This is a genomic window from Streptomyces smaragdinus (assembly GCF_009604385.1).
GTDB classification, from domain to species: Bacteria; Actinomycetota; Actinomycetes; order Streptomycetales; family Streptomycetaceae; genus Streptomyces; species Streptomyces smaragdinus.
Window position 1 is genome coordinate 65,853 of the sequence record NZ_WEGJ01000013.1, and the last position, 15,273, is coordinate 81,125.

Annotated in this window: 15 protein-coding genes; 6 read left to right on the forward strand and 9 right to left on the reverse strand. The window is 74.0% G+C overall.

Going from position 1 to position 15,273, the window contains the following annotated elements; all coding sequences use genetic code 11:
• The first annotated feature begins 5 nt into the window (after positions 1 to 5).
• Positions 6 to 803, forward strand: a complete 798-nt coding sequence (locus SRB5_RS18270) for an HAD family hydrolase (protein ID WP_323378115.1) — start codon at positions 6 to 8, stop codon at positions 801 to 803.
• Entirely contained in the window at positions 793 to 1,296 is a 504-nt protein-coding gene (locus SRB5_RS18275; RefSeq protein WP_153453286.1) for a hypothetical protein, read from the forward strand. Before SRB5_RS18270 ends, SRB5_RS18275 begins: the two co-directional genes overlap by 11 nt.
• A gap of 92 nt (positions 1,297 to 1,388) precedes the next feature.
• Here SRB5_RS18275 and SRB5_RS18280 read toward each other — a convergent pair whose 3' ends face one another.
• Positions 1,389 to 1,733 carry a hypothetical protein gene (locus SRB5_RS18280; RefSeq protein ID WP_153453288.1) on the reverse strand — a complete coding sequence of 115 codons (345 nt, stop codon included), beginning with the start codon at positions 1,731 to 1,733 and terminating at the stop codon, positions 1,389 to 1,391.
• A 139-nt stretch (positions 1,734 to 1,872) separates the two neighbouring features.
• On the opposite strand from SRB5_RS18280, the gene SRB5_RS18285 reads away from it, so the two are divergent.
• The gene (locus tag SRB5_RS18285) at positions 1,873 to 2,811 is read left to right on the forward strand and encodes a helix-turn-helix domain-containing protein (RefSeq protein ID WP_153453290.1); all 939 of its coding nucleotides are present in this window, start codon (positions 1,873 to 1,875) and stop codon (positions 2,809 to 2,811) included.
• Here SRB5_RS18285 and SRB5_RS18290 read toward each other — a convergent pair.
• From SRB5_RS18290 to SRB5_RS37145, 6 genes are read right to left on the reverse strand one after another with little or no spacing between them, the layout of a single operon-like run.
• On the reverse strand, positions 2,742 to 3,779 hold the full coding sequence (locus SRB5_RS18290; RefSeq protein WP_153453292.1) for a HoxN/HupN/NixA family nickel/cobalt transporter: 1,038 nt from the start codon (positions 3,777 to 3,779) through the stop codon (positions 2,742 to 2,744). The genes SRB5_RS18285 and SRB5_RS18290 overlap by 70 nt on opposite strands.
• Positions 3,766 to 4,164, reverse strand: coding sequence for a hypothetical protein (locus SRB5_RS18295; RefSeq protein WP_153453294.1), 399 nt, complete (start codon positions 4,162 to 4,164; stop codon positions 3,766 to 3,768). The genes SRB5_RS18290 and SRB5_RS18295 overlap by 14 nt, the downstream gene beginning before the upstream one ends.
• Positions 4,165 to 4,168: 4 nt before the next feature.
• On the reverse strand, positions 4,169 to 4,993 hold the full coding sequence (locus SRB5_RS18300; RefSeq protein WP_323378116.1) for an MIP/aquaporin family protein: 825 nt from the start codon (positions 4,991 to 4,993) through the stop codon (positions 4,169 to 4,171).
• Positions 4,990 to 5,604 (reverse strand): nitrile hydratase subunit alpha, encoded by a 615-nt coding sequence (gene nthA, locus SRB5_RS18305; RefSeq protein ID WP_323378117.1) that lies wholly within the window; start codon positions 5,602 to 5,604, stop codon positions 4,990 to 4,992. Before nthA ends, SRB5_RS18300 begins: the two co-directional genes overlap by 4 nt.
• Positions 5,601 to 5,915, reverse strand: coding sequence for an SH3-like domain-containing protein (locus SRB5_RS18310; protein WP_323378118.1), 315 nt, complete (start codon positions 5,913 to 5,915; stop codon positions 5,601 to 5,603). Before SRB5_RS18310 ends, nthA begins: the two co-directional genes overlap by 4 nt.
• Positions 5,912 to 6,244, reverse strand: a complete 333-nt coding sequence (locus SRB5_RS37145; RefSeq protein ID WP_153453298.1) for an SH3-like domain-containing protein — start codon at positions 6,242 to 6,244, stop codon at positions 5,912 to 5,914. Before SRB5_RS37145 ends, SRB5_RS18310 begins: the two co-directional genes overlap by 4 nt.
• Before the next feature lie 138 nt (positions 6,245 to 6,382).
• On the opposite strand from SRB5_RS37145, the gene SRB5_RS18320 reads away from it, so the two are divergent.
• Positions 6,383 to 8,683 (forward strand): hypothetical protein, encoded by a 2,301-nt coding sequence (locus SRB5_RS18320; protein WP_153453300.1) that lies wholly within the window; start codon positions 6,383 to 6,385, stop codon positions 8,681 to 8,683.
• On the opposite strand, the gene SRB5_RS18325 is transcribed toward SRB5_RS18320, so the two are convergent.
• Positions 8,680 to 10,065, reverse strand: a complete 1,386-nt coding sequence (locus SRB5_RS18325; protein WP_153453302.1) for a hypothetical protein — start codon at positions 10,063 to 10,065, stop codon at positions 8,680 to 8,682. The two genes, SRB5_RS18320 and SRB5_RS18325, sit on opposite strands and share 4 nt — an antisense overlap.
• 10 nt (positions 10,066 to 10,075) lie before the next feature.
• Between SRB5_RS18325 and SRB5_RS18330 the strand changes: the two genes are divergently transcribed.
• Together SRB5_RS18330 and SRB5_RS18335 are read left to right on the forward strand one after the other, a co-directional pair.
• Positions 10,076 to 10,438: a hypothetical protein gene (locus tag SRB5_RS18330; protein ID WP_153453304.1), complete on the forward strand. Its 363-nt coding sequence runs from the start codon at positions 10,076 to 10,078 to the stop codon at positions 10,436 to 10,438.
• Between the two features lie 187 nt (positions 10,439 to 10,625).
• Entirely contained in the window at positions 10,626 to 12,680 is a 2,055-nt protein-coding gene (locus SRB5_RS18335) for a DUF7507 domain-containing protein (RefSeq protein WP_153453306.1), read from the forward strand.
• A gap of 38 nt (positions 12,681 to 12,718) precedes the next feature.
• Here the strand turns inward: SRB5_RS18335 and SRB5_RS18340 are convergent, their stop codons facing one another.
• Positions 12,719 to 15,271, reverse strand: a complete 2,553-nt coding sequence (locus tag SRB5_RS18340; RefSeq protein ID WP_323378119.1) for an FtsX-like permease family protein — start codon at positions 15,269 to 15,271, stop codon at positions 12,719 to 12,721.
• Positions 15,272 to 15,273 lie beyond the last annotated feature (2 nt).

The window sequence follows — 15,273 nt, forward strand, 5'->3', positions numbered from 1 at the left end:
CGCCGGTGGCAATCCGTGCCGTGATCTGGGACATCGACGACACCCTGTTCGACTACGACACCTCCGACCGCGACGCGGCTCTCGCGCACCTCGAGGCCGAAGGATGTCTGGACGGGTACGCCTCACCGGCTGCCGCCCATGGCCACTGGCGCACGGTGATGGAGGAGCACTTCGGCCGCTTCCTGGCCCGTGAGATCACCTTCACGGAACAACGCCGTGCCCGTGCCCGGGCGGTACTCGCCGTCACCCACCCGGACCTCCCAGCGCTCGACGACGCGGCGGCGGACGCCTGGTTCGCCCGGTACGACGTCCACTTCCGGGACGCCTGGCGGCTGTTCCCCGACGTGCTTCCCGCCCTGGACGCGCTGGCCGCGTACCGCCACGGCATTCTGTCGAACGCGGGCTTCGAGGGGCAGCTCGGCAAGCTCCGGGCCTTCTCCCTCGAAGCCCGCTTCGACGCCGTCCTCTGCGCCGACCAGCTGCCCCGCCCCAAGCCCGCACCCGAGGCCTTCCACGCCGCGTGCAGCGCCCTCGGTGTCAGTCCGGTCGAGGCCGCGTACGTCGGTGATCGGCCGGACACCGACGCCGGGGCCGCCGCGGCTGCGGGGCTGACAGGCGTCTGGATCGACCGTACGGGCGGCTCCGGTCGGATACCGCCTGCCGTGATCCGTATCCGTACGCTCGCGGAGCTCCCGAGCCCCCTGTCGAATGCATCGTGTCAGCAAATGAGCAGTCGGGGGCAGAGTCATGCACAGGGGATGGATCCGGGGCATCGGCCGGTAATTTCCCGGTATGGGAGATGAGATGGGCGCCCTGGTGCGGCGCTACGAGGTCGACCGGCGCCGTGCGCGTGACCTGTCCGTCGTGATGGCCGTGCTGGGCCCCGTCGGTGTCGTGATCGGCGTCATGCTCGCCCTGCGGTCGGGGCAGTTCGCGGATCCTGCCGCCAGTAACAACCCGCTGCCGTTCGTGGTGGCCGGCCTCGGCGCGGGAGCCGTGATCGTGGGGGGCTTGGGGATCCGGTCGTGGCTGGCGTACCCGGATGCGGCGTTCGAGGTGTACGAGCACGGCCTGGTCCGGCTGAGGGGAGACAAGCGGAAGGCCGTGCGGTGGGAAGAGGTGAGCGAAGTGGCCGACTACAGCCGGACTTCCTGGGTCGGTGGGGCCGTGAGTCTCAGTCTGCGGCGCGCGGACGGCACGTCGTTCAGCGCGACGGGCCTCGTCGAAGACCCCGAGCACTTCGTGGCGGCGATCCACGCGGCGGTCGCCGCCGCGCGTGAGTCGCGCCCCCGTTGAGCCCCCGCCGACTCCGGCTGCCGGTGACCCGAGGGGTCCCGCCGGGCAGTCGGCGGGACCCCTGGGGGCTGTGTGCGGAGGGGTGGGCGCGGTTACTTCACCAGGACGATGGAGTTGATCGGCGTGTAGTCGTACGGCAGAAACTCGCCCCGGAACCGGGTCACGGACCCGCAGTTCACGCCGTTGTAGCCGAGGCAGACCTTGAAGCCCGCGCCGCCGGTCTGGTTGTTGACCGTCACGCGCTTGCCGGTGACGTTGTCCAGGTTGTGGGCCCCGTAGCTGTAGAAGATGTTCTTGCTCAGGATCGAGCCGTTCGTCTCGCGGATGCAGACGGCCCCGCTGGGGCACGCCGTGGCCGCCGAGGCGGCGGGTGCCATGGCCATGCCCGTGCCCGCGACGATCGACAGGGCCGTGAGGGTCAGTGCGATCTTGCGCATGTGTTGCTTCCCCGTTCGGTTCGGATGCTGGTGGTGCGGGGGAGCGTGGTCGTGGCTGCCCCCCGTCCGACGACCGTAGGTGCCGGGGGAATTCGATGGTCGCCGAAAAGTGGCTCGTGACTCGCCGTTATGTGTCTGAATGAGCAGAGGAACACATCGGGGACAGAGTCATGCAACGGGGGAAACGGGCATGTGCTGTGAGGACAGGGAGTCGGTCTTACGGAGCCGCTTCGCGGCGGCCGTCGTCGGGAGTGTGGTGGTCACCCGGGTCCGGGGCGAGGTCGCCGGACCCCGGGAGTGGTTCGCCTCGAGCGATCCGGGGACGTTCATGATCGTGCTGGTCCGCGGGGGGTCGGTGGTCGTGGAGCAGGACGATGACCGGGGGCGGATCCGGTCCGGTGAGGTGGGGGTGGTGGACACCGGGCGGCGGCACCGGATCCGGTACGGCGACCCGTGCGACGCCGTCGTGCTGACGGTGCCCCGCGCCTCGTTCGGCCCGCACGCGGACACGCTGCGGCGCCGGGTCGCGGAGCGGATCGACGGCGGTTCCGGGGCGGGGGCGGTCGTCGCCGGGGTCGTCGCCGCGCTCGGGGAGCAGGTCGACCAGTTGCCCGGGCCCTCCGGCGCCCGGCTCGGTGAGGCGCTGACGTCCCTGCTCGTCGCCGGGCTGTGCGAGGCCGCGCCCGACCCCGACGACGACACCGTCCGGCGGATCACCGCGTACGCGCTCGCCCATATCTCCGACCCCGACCTGCGCGTGGACTCCGTCGCCCGCCGGTTCGGCATCTCGCCCAGCCGGCTGCACCGCCTCTTCCGTGGCCGCCACGACACCTTCGCCGCCTGGCTTCGCGCGGAACGCCTCCGCCGCGTCCACCGCGACCTCCGCGACCCGGCCCTCTCCGGGCGCACCGTCGCGGCGATCGCCGCCCGCTGGGGGCTGTACGACCCCGGGCACCTCAGCCGCGCGTTCAAGGCCCGCTACGGGCGCACCCCGGCCCAGATCCGCCGTCAGTCGCCGGCCGGATCCAGCCGTACGAGCCCGGCGCCTGCCCGCCGCGAGCCGGCCGTCTTCCGGTAGACGACCGAACACGTCCACGCCGCGAGGAACAGCCCGGCGACCAGATAGCCGGCGTTGTCCAGGCCGATCCGGGGGACGCCGAGCCCCACCAGCGTGATCGCGCCGACCACCAGCGCCGCGGCCGCCGACAGGCCCGTGGTGGTGAGCCCGTAGAAGATCTGGCGCACCGGATCGGCGAACGCCCGGCGGTACGCGGCGGTCATGAGGACGCCGTCGAGGGTGTCGAACAGGCTCATCCCGCAGGCGAACAGCAGCGGGAGCAGCATCAGCGCGTACCAGGGGACCCCGGACGCCGCGCCGGCCCCCGAGAGCACCAGCAGCGTGACCTCCGTCGCGGTGTCGAAGCCGAGGCCGAAGAGCAGACCGAGGGGGAACATGTGCCACGGCCGGGTCGTCGCCGCGGTGACCCGGCGCAGTACCCGGGACAGCAGCCCGCGTTCGTCCAGCACCGTCCGCAGCCGCCCCGCGTCGTGCTCGCCCCGCCGCGCGGCCCGGTACAGGGCCAGGAGGCGGCGTGCCGCCACCAGGTTGAGCACGCCCACCAGGATCAGGAACAGCCCGGAGACGGACGTGCCGAGCAGGGAGAGGAGCCGGTGGACCGACGAGGAGTCGTCGGTGAGCCGGGTCGCCAGCCGGGCGCCGAGCGCGGTGAGCAGGCTGAGGACCACGACCACCGACGAGTGCCCGAGGGCGAACCAGAAGCCGAGGTGCTCGGACGGCCGTCCCTCCGCCATGAAGGTGCGGGTCGTGTTGTCGATCGCCGCGATGTGATCGGCGTCGAAGGCGTGCCGGGCGCCCAGCGTGTACGCCGTGATGCCCAGGCCCGTACCGAAGGTGCCGGCCGCGAAGTGGTGCGTGTGCGTCACGTCGACGAGGAGCAGCAGCGCGCAGACGGTGGTGGCGAGGATCCCCAGGACCAGGACGACGCTGCTCCGGTACGTCCGCGGCGTGAGCTCAGCGACCGCCATCGGAGCCCCAGGGCCGCACCTGCACGGAGAACGAGGGGCCCAGCCGGCCGGCCCGGAAGCCGAGGGCCCGGAGGGAGTGCAGCAGGGCGTCGGCCATGACGTCCTCGACCCGGGTGACGCGCGGGTCGAGGGGGGTGTACGCGGCCTCGTGCGGCGCCCAGCTGACCAGCAGGGAGTGCGGGCCGTAGTGCTCGGGGCAGTGGCGGATCTCCACGCCCCCGGTCGCGGGGCCGGTCTGGACGGCGAACCCGGCGCGGATCAGGGCGTGGACGAGGTCGGGGAGCAGCTCGGCGTCGGCGAGTCCGAGCGCGGCGACGGTCTCCCGGGCCTGGCGGTGCAGGCGGGCGTCGGAGAGGGGTTCGGGGTGGGCGATGGCGTAGGGCATGGGATCACCGGGAGGGTTGGTAGCGGTGGACGTCGCGCGCGCAGCAGACCTTGGCGGTCCAGGGCCGGCGGGCGGCCTCGAACGGGGCCAGGACGGCCGCCGCGAGGAGGGCCCCGGCCATGGGGGCGAGCATGTACGTCCAGAACAGGTGGTAGTCGCCGGCGGCCACATGGGGCCCGAAGTTGCGCGCCGGATTGAAACTTGCGCCGGTCCGCGCCCCCGTCGTGACGATCAGCGCCGCGATCACGGCGCCGATCACCCAGGGCGTGGCGCGCGGCCGGGGCCTGGCCGTCATGCCCGCGAGCACCCACAGCAGCACGGCGGTGCTCAGTGCCTCGCCGGCGAACACCTCGGCGGTGCCCCAGCCGGGGCCGGGCTGGATCAGCCCCTGGTGGACGGCGGTGACCCGCCCGCCCCACAGGGCCCGGGCCGCGGCCACCCCGAGGAGGGATCCGCAGAGCTGGCCGACGGTGTACGTGACGAAGGCCCGTACCGGCAGTGCCCCTCGTACGGTCATGAACAGGCTGACCGCCGGGTTGAGATGGCCCCCCGACTCCTTGCCCGCGGGGGTGACGGCGAACACGGCGACGCTGCCGCCGACCGCCGTGCCGATGACGGCCAGCCGGGCCGTGAGCGGCCAGGAGGACAGGGCGCTGCCGTCACGCATCGTGAAGGCGATCGCGGTGAGGGCGACGAGAACGAGCCACGCCGACCCCACCACCTCCGCGAGATACGCGGACAGCGGCCGTCCGCCGGCCTCCCGCCGCGGGCGGACGGCGGGAGGCACCGCGGGGCCGGGGGCGTTCGGGGGCGGCCCCGTGCCGGTCACGGCAGCCGGGGGGTGGTGACGCCGATCATCGTGTCCCGGGTGACCAGGCCGGCGAGCTCCCGCTCGGTCATGCCGTCGGTGCCGGCGGGGCGCATCGGCAGGACCAGGTAGCGCATGTTGGCGTTGCTGTCGTGGACGCGGATCGTCACGTCCTCGGGGACGTCGGTGCCGAACTCCTTGAGCAGGACCCGGGGCTCGCGCACGGCGCGGGCCCGGTAGGGGCGGCTCTTGTACCAGTCCGGCGGCAGGCCGAGAACGGGGCGCGGGTAGCAGGAGCAGAGCGTGCAGACGACCAGGTTGTGCTCCTCGGGCGTCTGCTCCAGCACGATCAGCTTCGTGCCGTCGTAGTTCTCGATGCCGAACTCCTCGATGGCGGCGGTGCCGTCCGCGAGCAGGCGCTCCTTGAACGCCTCGTCCGTCCAGGCGCGGGCGACCAGCGCCGAGCCGAGAGCGGGCTGGTGCGCGTCGAGGGTCTCGATCATGGCCCGGACCTCGTCGGCCTCGATCAGGCCCTTCTCCACGAGGAGTTCGCGGATCGCCTGCTGGAGGACGTCGAAGTAGTCCGGCTCCGCCGCGGCGGTCTCGATCGGGGCGTGGGGATCGGCGGTCACGGGGTCACTTCCTCGGGGTGGGGCCGGTCGGCGGGTTCGAGCCAGTGCTCGTAGATCTCGAGTTCCAGGACGTCGTCGGCGGGGCCGTCGTAGTCGGGCCACAGGGCGCTCTGGTCGATACGGACCCGGTACAGGGTCACGTCGGTGCCCTCGTTGACGCCGTACGCCTCCCGCTCGGGGTTCAGGAACCGGGGCAGGACCCGTTCGATACGGCCCTCCCGGCCGCGGGCGTACACGGGTGTCCGTACGTGTCCGGGGGCGTCGCGGTCCGCGATGCGTACCCGCTGGTGCTTTACGAAGCGGTCGCTCACGCCGCCTCCCGCAGCCGGGTGCGGATCTCGTTCATCTTCGCGCCGAGTTCCGCCGAGGTGATGACGCCCTTCTCGTTCAGCACCTTGGACGCGGAGACCGCCCAGCGCTCGTAGTAGGTGAGCTCGCCGATGATCTGCGCGCCGAGGTCCTCGACGCCGCGGCGCTTCTCCTCGGTGTTGACGAGCTTGTGCCGGCTGAGCACGTTGAGCAGCGCGTGGCAGTTCTTCTCGAACGGGGTCAGCTCGTGGTCGGACCGGACGAGCGGTCCCGCCGGGAGCCCGCCGAGGTCGTGCGCGGGCTGCACGACCAGGTCGCGTTTGGTGGTCATTGGTCCCCTTGTGGTGGTTCGCGGTTTCCTGTTGTCCAGACCGGATGGGGTGGTGTGGTGTTACACGTGAACGCCTGCGGATGTGGGGAGACGGTCCCTACCGTGGGGCGGACGGCTGGTTCGTACGGGGGAGGGGCAGTGGATCCGGAGGTCATCGCGCTCGGGGGCGTGATCAGCGGGCTGGTGGGGCATGCCGTGCAGGACATGTGGGCCTGGGGGCGGCGGCGGCTGGTCGCCCTGTTCGCCGGGGGCGGGGCCGAGGACGAGGCGGTCGTCGACGGTGAGCTCGAGGAGGCCCGGCGGCGGGCCGTGGCCGCCGGGGAGCGCGGTGACGACGAGACCGTGGCCGAGGTCACCGACGCCGTGTGGGGGCGGGTGCTCGACGTGTTCGCCGCGCGTCCCGGCGCGGTGCGGGAGGCGCGGGAGCTCGTCGGGGAGGCGCTGACGCGGGCGACGGCCGGTGAGCGGGTGTCGGCCCTGCTCCACTTCGTCGACCGGACCGCCGTCTTCGCGGAGATGGACCGGCACTGGCGGGCGTGCCGCGATGCCGGGGCCGTGACCGCCGTGTTCCTCGGGGGCGTACGGGGAGTGGGCCGGCGCAGTGTGGCGCGGCAGTGGGTCCACCGGCATCAGGACGCCCTCGCCGGGGTGTTTCTCCGGGCCGATCTGGGGATACGGGACGGGCGGATCGCCGAGCCGGCGACGGCGCTGGAGCGGTGGCTGGACGAGCTCGGCGTACCGCGCGAGGAGCGGCCCGCCGACCCGCCGGCCATGGCCCGGCGGGTCCGGGACGAACTGGGCGGCCGGCCGGTGGTGTTCCTGCTGGAGAACGTCACCACGACGCGTCAGGTACGGGAGCTGCTGACCGACCGGGCGTACGGCGTCGTCCTCATGACGGGACACCGGGCGCCGCACGATCTGGCGGGCGCTCTCGACCACCTGCCGCTCACCGTTCCCGTCCTCGAGGACGAGCACGCCCTGGAGCTGCTGGTCAAGGTCAGCCGTACGACCGAGGACCCCGCGAAGCTCGAGCCGATCGTCCGCCGCCTGGGCGGACTGCCGCTGGCGCTGCGGCTGATCGCCGGACATCTGCGGACACCCGTCCCGGGGCTGGCCGAGGACCTCGGCGCCCGGCTCGCCGACCGCGCCGTACGACAGGAGCTGCTCGCCGTGGACGACCCCGACCCGCTGCCCCAGGCCCTCGACCTGGCGTACGCACAGCTGGACGCCCCGGCCGCCCTGCTCTACCGCCGGCTCGGCATGCTCTTCCCGGGGGAGTTCCAGCTGGACACGGTGTTCGCGCTGACGCCGGACCGGGAGCCCGCGGTGGTACGGGCGGCGCTCGGCGTCCTGCTGTCGGGCGGGCTGGTCGAGCGGCGCGGGCTCGATTCGTACCGGATGCACGTCCTCGTCCACGATCACGCGGCCGGCGTGGCCGACGGCGATCACCTCGAGGTGCGGCGGTGGGTGACGGCGCACTTCCTGCGGCTCGTCGAACGCGGGGAGCGGGCCCTGTCGTCGCGCTGGCTGTACGACCCCGCGCAGGCCGCCCCGGCCGACGGGCTGCCGGGGGAGGCGGAGGCGCTGCGGGAGCTGGGGCGGCGGGCGGCGGGGGTGTTCGCAGTGATTCCCTGGGCCGCGGAGGCCGGACTGCACGGTGAGGTGCGGCGGTTGAGCCAGTCCGTGCGGACGTTCTGCCTGCGTACCGGGCGCTTCACCGAGTGGGTCGAGGCCACCGGGGCCGGGCTGGCGTCGGCGCTGGAGGGCGGCGACACGACGGCGGTGGCCCGGGCGTCGTACGAGGCGGGCTTCGCGCGGCTGGAGCGCTGGAACGTGGCGGAGGGCGATCCGGCGCGGGCTCGGGAGCTGTTCGGGCAGGCGCTGAGCCTGGTGAACCCCGGGGTGCCGGGGCGGGACGAGGCCGCGCGGCGGACGGAGTCCAGCGTGCTGGAGGGGTTGGGGCTGCTCGAGCGCAAGCTGCGGCGGCCCGGTGCGGCGCTGCCGCTGTTCGACCGGGCCCGGGGCGCGCTGGCGGGGATCGATCACCCGCGCGGTCACGCTCTGCTGACGCTGCATCTGGGGGTCACGTACACGGCGCTCGGGCGGTACGACGACGCGGAGGGGGAACTGCTCGATGCGGTACGGGCGTTCGGGGAGTTGTCGGACGCGTTCAACAAGGCCAAGGCCCAGCTGCGGCTCGGGGAGAACCGGTGTGCGGCGGGGCGGCTGCGTGCGGCGGTCGAGGTGCTGGACAAGGCGGTGGACGGGCTGGCGGCGGACTACTGGGCGGCGCACGCTCTGCTGGTGCGCGGGGACGTGCGGCTGCGGCTCGGGGAGCGGGAGGGGGCGCGGGAGGACTGGGAGGCGGCTCGGGTGCGCTACAAGGGGGCGCACAGCGAGCGGGAGGGTGAGGCGGTGCGGAGGCTGGCGGGGGGTTAGCTTCGGGCGAGGTCCAGGACTCCGCGGTCGGGGAGGTCGCCGGCGCGGACCGGGATGCGGGCGGTGCGGGGGGTTCCGTTCCGTAGCGTCCAGGCGTACACCGCCGACGCCGCTACGGGGAACGACGCCCAGGCGGGGCGCTCGCGCCAGGTGACGCGCAGCCGGGTGCCGTCCGGGAGGAGGGCCAGGCAGCCGGCGTCCTCCGTCTCCGCGGCGAGGAGCCCGCAGCCGGTGGACGCCGCGGTGAACGCGGACCAGGGGTCGTCCTCGGGGTGCGTCGGCGTCCGTCCGCGCGGCACCAGCAGTACGTCGGCGCTGTGCGGCCAGCGGCGGTCCGGGTCGTCGCGGTCGGCCGCCAGATGAGCCGCGGCGAGGTGCGGTTCGTGACCCCGCTGGAGGGGCGCGGGGTAGCGGCGGACGGTCACCTCGCCGTCGTCGGCCGGGCGGACGTCGACGAACATGGGGGGCGTGTGGGGGAGGCGGCGGGTGTACGGGGCGTCCTCGGGTACGGGGACGGCGGGTACGGAGGCGGGGTGGCGGGGTTCGTCCAGCTTCAGCCAGTCGTAGAACAGCCGGCGCAGCAACTCGGCGCAGCGGCCGGGCTCCGAGGTGACGGTCTCGCCGATCGCGCGGAGTTCCGGGTCGTCGCGCTGACCGGCCAGGGCGGCGAGCTGGTGCGGGACGGGGCGGGTGGGGGACAGGCGGGGGAGGAGGCGTCCGAGGGCGGCCATGGGGGAGCCGGGTGCCACCGTCGATTCGTCGAATGCGCCGAGCAGGCCCGGAATTCCGAGGGCCGCGCCGTACATGGTCAGGGAGCCGTGGTCGCCGACGAGGAAATCCGCCGCGCAGAGCGCCGCTTTCCAGGCGCCGCTGTCGGGGGGTGGCAGCAGGAGCCCGTGGTCCAGGAGGGGGGCGAGCCAGCTGTGTATCTGCCAGGGGCCGTGTCCGTAGAAGGAATTCGGGTGGACGGCGGCGAATACCCGGAATTCGTCGGCCGGCAGCTCGGCGAGGGTCCGGTGGAGGGCGTCCGCGTGCGGGGAGCCGAGGATCGAGCCGCCGCCCCAGGTCGAGGAGACGACCACGAGCCGCTGGCCCGGCAGCAGTCCGAACGCCCGCCGGTAGGTCTCGCGGAAGGGGAGGCCGGCGCGCAGCTGGTCGATGCAGGGGTCGCCGACCACGACCGCGCGGGGCAGGGCCGGGGGGCAGCTGGTCGCGAGGCGGTCGTACTGCTCTTGGTGGGAGAGGGCGATCGCGGAGGGGACGATCTCGCCGGCGTGCAGGAGGGAGTCGTCGTCGAGGCCGAAGGCTCCCGGCTCCCGGCTCCCGGCTCCCGGCTCCCGGCGGCAGGATTTTATTGTATCCCGCGCCGTGGGGCGCGCCAATGAGCGGGAATTGGATTTCGTGCAGATCTCCGCCCCGGCTCGTGGCAATGGCGAGGTCGAAATCCTCCGTGACGGCGATGTGCCAGGGAACGGTGAGAATTCCCCGCCGGGACAGGAATTCGGGGACGCCGCCGTCCAGGGCGGAGGAACCGGTGCAGGAGCAGACGATCTGAACGCGTTCGTCGCCGTCGAAGACGGCCAGCAGATCCAGCAGCCGGGTGGCGGAGGTGATGTTGTGTACGACGCCGAGCACCTTGCGCTGCGGCAACACGGTCGTCCAGCGCCGGGCGTCGGCTCTGAGGGGCAGGGGCAGCCGGCTGTGATCGCGCATGCGTCACCCCCATTCGTCCCTCGCGCAACCGGCTCACCATAGCCCTCCGGGCGCCGCCGACCCGAATGACCTGCCATAAGTTTCGAACAAATGAACCTACGTCAGGTGTTCGTGCAGGTCGGAGGGGGTGCGGCAGTCGGGGGTAGTCGTGACGGCCATATGAGGGATGTGGTGGTTTTCATCCGATAACACCCGTGGTGCGGTTGCTAGTGATGTGGCCATGAAGACGATGTCCCGATGTACAGCCGCCCTCCTCGCCCTCCTGGTCGGAGCCGGCGGCGCCTCGGCCGCGCGGGCGCAGGGTACGGGCACCCCCCTGGTCCAGGAGACCTTCACGCAGGCGACCGCCCCGGACTTCACCGCGGTCGGCGACGCCTGCCTCACCGGGGCGCCGACCGGTGCCGCGCCGGGGCCGGACGGCGGGCCGGGCGGGTGCCCGGCCGGCGCGGTGGGGCCGGTGCCCCCGAACGACGCGGCGCCGCACGGCTATCTGCGGCTCACCGACGCCGGCAACGGCCGCAGCGGCGCCGTGCTCTACGACCAGGCCATCCCGGCGCGGGCGGGGCTGGACGTCTCGTTCGACCAGTGGCAGTACGGGAGTACGACCCCGGACGCGCCGGCCGACGGGATCTCCTTCTTCCTGGTGGACGGAGCCGCCTCGCTGACCGGCCCGGGCGGCTACGGCGGCAGCCTGGGCTACGCGCAGCTGGGGTCGGCCCCCGGCGTCAGCCACGGCTACGTCGGGGTCGGGCTGGACGTGTACGGCAACTTCTTCGGGGACACGGAGGGGCGCGGCACCGGCTGCCCCGAGGGGCAGCGCTCGCCCTCCACGGTCCTCTACCCGCCGCCCGGGCCCGACATGGTCACCGTACGCGGTCCCGGCGACGGGACGGAGGGCTACTGCTTCCTGACCGCGACGACCAGCAACTTCACCTCCACCGGCCCCTGGCCCTCGACCCTCCCGGGCGACCTGCAGGGGCCGACGACCACGCTGCCGCCGGACGCCACGCCCCAGGAGGCCGAGACGCTCCTCGAACCGTCCCGGCGCCGGGTGCACGTTCGGATCACCCCGGCGCCCGACCCGGTGCTCACCGTGTCGATCGACTTCATGGACGGCAACGGGGAGCAGTTGGTGCTGACCACGCCGGCGCCCCAACCGGTCCCGGCCACCTACAAGTTCGGCTTCGCCTCCTCGACCGGCGGCAGCACCGACGTCCATCTCATCCGCAACGTGGTCGTCTCCAGCGTCGCGCCGCTGTCCCAGCTGAACCTGGTCAAGCAGGCGCAGAAGCCGCTGCCCGAGGACCTCGGGGTCGGGGCGCGGGTGCCGTTCGAGTTCGTCGTGACCAACTCCGGCGCCCAGGACATCACCGGGCTCGTCGTCGACGACCCGCGGGCCGACACGGTGGAGTGCCCGACCACGGAGCTCGCGAGCGGTCAGACGATCACGTGCACCGCCACGTACACCGTCACGGAGGAGGACGCGGCCCGGGGCTCCCTCGACAACACGGCCGTCGCGAGCGGCACCGCCGGCGGCACGCCGGTGGGATCGCCGCCGTCCACCTCGACCGTGCCGATCCCGGTCCAGCCCCCGCCGCCCGCCCTCGAGGTGGCGAAGAGCGCGACGACGCCCGGCCCCTATACCGAGGGGCAGCCGATCACGTACTCCTACACCGTCACCAACACCGGCGGATCGGAGCTGACCGGCGTCCAGGTCCGGGACAACCGCGTCGACGGCATCACCTGCGTCCCCACCACCCTGGCACCGGCGCAGACCGCCACCTGCACCGGCACCTACACCGTCACCGCGGCGGACGCGGAGCGCGGGTCGGTCACCAACACCGCCTCGGCGACGGGAAGGACGGCGGACGGCGACACGATCACGTCCCCGGACACCGACCTGACGCTCACCGTCGGACGGACCGGCCTCACCGTGGACAAGGAGGTCGTCTCCGGCGGGCCGTTCATGGTCGGCTCGACGGTGGAGTACGAGTACACCGTCACCGACACCGGCACCACGACCCTGGACGACGTGCGGGTCACCGACGACCACATCTCCGACGTCAACTGTCCCCCGGCCTCCCTCGAGCCCGGCGCGTCCGTCGTCTGCCACGGCTCGTACGAGATCACCCCCGCCGACGTCGAGGCGTGCGCCGGCAGCGACGAGTGCGTCGTCACCAACATCGCCCGCGCCGACGCCACGGATCCCCGGGGCAACGAGGTCCACAGCGGGAGCGACGACGCCGACGTGGTCGTCGTCGTGGCCGGGCCCCCGCAGAAGTAGCCGCCCGCGTGGGGCCGCCGGCCGCGGCCCCACGCCGGTCACTCCCGTATCGACAGCGCTTCCGCCGGCGGTGTCCGCAGCGCCCGGCGGGCGGGCAGCTCGACGGTGAGGAAGGCCGTGCCCGCGACCAGGGCGGCGAGGGCGGGGAGGAGCCAGCCGGGGCCCGCCGGCCAGGGACGGTCCAGGAAGCCGATGCCCAGGAGGGCCAGGGGGATCGCCGAGAGGAGCACGCCCGTGGCGATCGCCGCCGTGCCGATGATCGCCGCCTCGCGGCGCATCATCGCCAGGATCTGGCGGGGCGTGGTGCCGCCCAGCCGCAGGACGGCTATCTCGCCGCGGCGCTGGGCCGTGGTGGCGACCAGCTTGTTGGCGATGCTCAGCAGCAGATAGCCGAGCAGGACGACGATCACGGCCAGATTGATCCAGACCTCCGGCGGCGCCTCGTTCAGATCGGCGGCGTCGGCGCTCCCGGTCGGTTCGAGCAGGAGGCCGGGGTACGCGGCCACCGTCGCGGCGAGGGCGCGGCGGGCCGCGTCGCCGCCGTCGGTGCGGGCGAGGAGGCTCTGGTCGAGCGCGGTGGTCGTATGGCCCGCGGCGAGGTCGTGGGACAGAACCACCGGACCGAAGCCGAGGCCCCGTTCGTAGACGGCGACCACCCGGGCCGTGACCTCCGCCCCGTCGCCGAGCACCAGCCGCACCCTCCGGCCGAGGCCCGCCCCGCGCGTACCGGCGGCGTCGGCGCTGACGGCGATCGTCGCGCCGGTGAGCTTGTCCAGGGCGCCCTGTGTCACGTCGAGGTCGAGGACCCCGCCGGCGTCCGGGGTGAGGATCATCGCCGTCGCCGACTCCACCTCGGGCTCGCCGAACTGCCGGTACGGCCACACGACGGTCGTGGTGCCGACGGGCGCGGCGGCCCGTACGCCCCGCGTGCCGCGCACGGCCTCCAGCGCGCCGACGGGCAGCCCGCCCAGGTCCGGCGCGGTCAGCCGCTGCTGGGCGAGCGTGCCCGCCCGGACGTCGTCCGCCGTCGCCGTCAGCACGGTGGTCTGCGCGTACGTGTACGTCAGGACGAACACCACCGCCATCGCCAGGGCACTGACCACACCCGACAGACGCATGGCGTAGCCGCGGACGTTGGACACCGCCAGCCAGGTCGGCGCGGAGGCCGAGGGACGCAGCCGCCGCGCCGCCGCGTCACCCAGGACGCGGACCAGCGCCGGGCCCGCCAGGGCCAGGCCGATCGCGCCGAGGATCCCGGCGAGGGACGTGGCCGTGGCGCCCAACGGCGTCCGGTTCAGCAGCGGGCCGGCGGAGATCGCGGTCGCGCCCGCGATCAGCGCGAGACCGCAGCGGGTCCGCACCTTCGACGCGGTGCGGGGCTCGGCACGGGACTCGGCCACCGCCTCCGTCGCCGGCATCCGCGAGGCACGCCACGCGGCACCCCGCGCCGACACCTGGACGGCCCCGGCGAGCAGCACGACCGCCGCGACCGCCGGGAGCGGACTCACGGTGAGCGGCAGGGCGTCCGGCAACACCTCGCGGCCGACCAGCAGATCACGGAACCGCCCGGCCACGAGATAGCCCAACGCCACCCCCGGTACGAGGGCCACCGCGGCGACGACCGTGCCCTGCGTGGCCGCGAGCCGCCGGATCTGCCGGGGCGTCGCCCCCACGGCCCGCATCAGCGCCAGATCGCGGCGCTGCCCGGCGACCGCCACCGCCAGGGCGCTCGCCGTCACGAAGCCGGTGATCAGCAGGACGACGCCCGCCAGCGAACCCGAGAGCAGGATCAGCAGGGACCGGGACGCTCCCGCGCCGGGGGACTCGACGTCGCCGCGGTCGTCCCCGGTGGTCACGACGAGCCCGCTGCCCCGCAGCCGCTCGCGGGCCGCGGCGGCGACCTCGTCCGAGGCGCCCGGCCCGGTGCGCAGGGCGATCAGGTCGGCGGTGCTCCCGGCGCCGGAGAGCCGGCGGGCCACCGGGTCGGCGAAGAGGATCCCGGCGCCGTCGACCACCGCGGTCAGCCGGTAGCCGGCGGCGGGGCGGCCGGCCGCGACGATCCGGATCCGGTCACCGATCCGCGCACCCGCCGCCCGGGCGGTCGCGCCGTCCACGGCGACCTCGCCGGGGCCGGGCGCCGTGCCCTCGACCCGCGCGCCGACCGCCAGCTGAACGGAGGACCAGCCGTGCCCGGCAGCCTCGGGCCCGGGGGAAAGGCCGGCGGAGGGGCCGCCGGAGGACCCCGCCGGTACGACCCCCCCGTCCGCGTCGAGGACGGCGGCCGGGAAGCCGACGTCGGCGACGGCGGCCGTGACGCCCGGCAGCGCGGCCAGCTCACCGGCCAGCCGCGCCGGGACCCGGCGCCGCTCCGGGAGGGCGATCGGCAGATCACCGGCCGGGTGATACTCCTGGTCGGCGGAGACCACCACGTCCGCCCCGGCGAGACGGCCAGGCGGGAGCTGCGAGCGCAGCCCCGACTCCGCGAGCACCCCCGTCGCGGTGACGAGCACCGCGCCGCCGAGGACCGCGCAGGCCACCGCGATCAGGGCCGTCACCCGATGCCCCGCCATCCGTACCGCGAGCTGCCACACGA

Excerpts from the sequence above, each read along its gene's own strand:
- SRB5_RS18285 (WP_153453290.1), top strand. The coding sequence starts at position 1,873 with ATGAGCAGAGGAACACATCGGGGACAGAGTCATGCAACGGGGGAAACG.
- SRB5_RS18295 (WP_153453294.1), bottom strand. The coding sequence starts at position 4,164 with ATGCCCTACGCCATCGCCCACCCCGAACCCCTCTCCGACGCCCGCCTG.
- SRB5_RS18290 (WP_153453292.1), bottom strand. The coding sequence starts at position 3,779 with ATGGCGGTCGCTGAGCTCACGCCGCGGACGTACCGGAGCAGCGTCGTC.
- SRB5_RS18275 (WP_153453286.1), top strand. The coding sequence starts at position 793 with ATGGGAGATGAGATGGGCGCCCTGGTGCGGCGCTACGAGGTCGACCGG.
- SRB5_RS18335 (WP_153453306.1), top strand. The coding sequence starts at position 10,626 with ATGTCCCGATGTACAGCCGCCCTCCTCGCCCTCCTGGTCGGAGCCGGC.
- SRB5_RS18280 (WP_153453288.1), bottom strand. The coding sequence starts at position 1,733 with ATGCGCAAGATCGCACTGACCCTCACGGCCCTGTCGATCGTCGCGGGC.
- SRB5_RS37145 (WP_153453298.1), bottom strand. The coding sequence starts at position 6,244 with ATGACCACCAAACGCGACCTGGTCGTGCAGCCCGCGCACGACCTCGGC.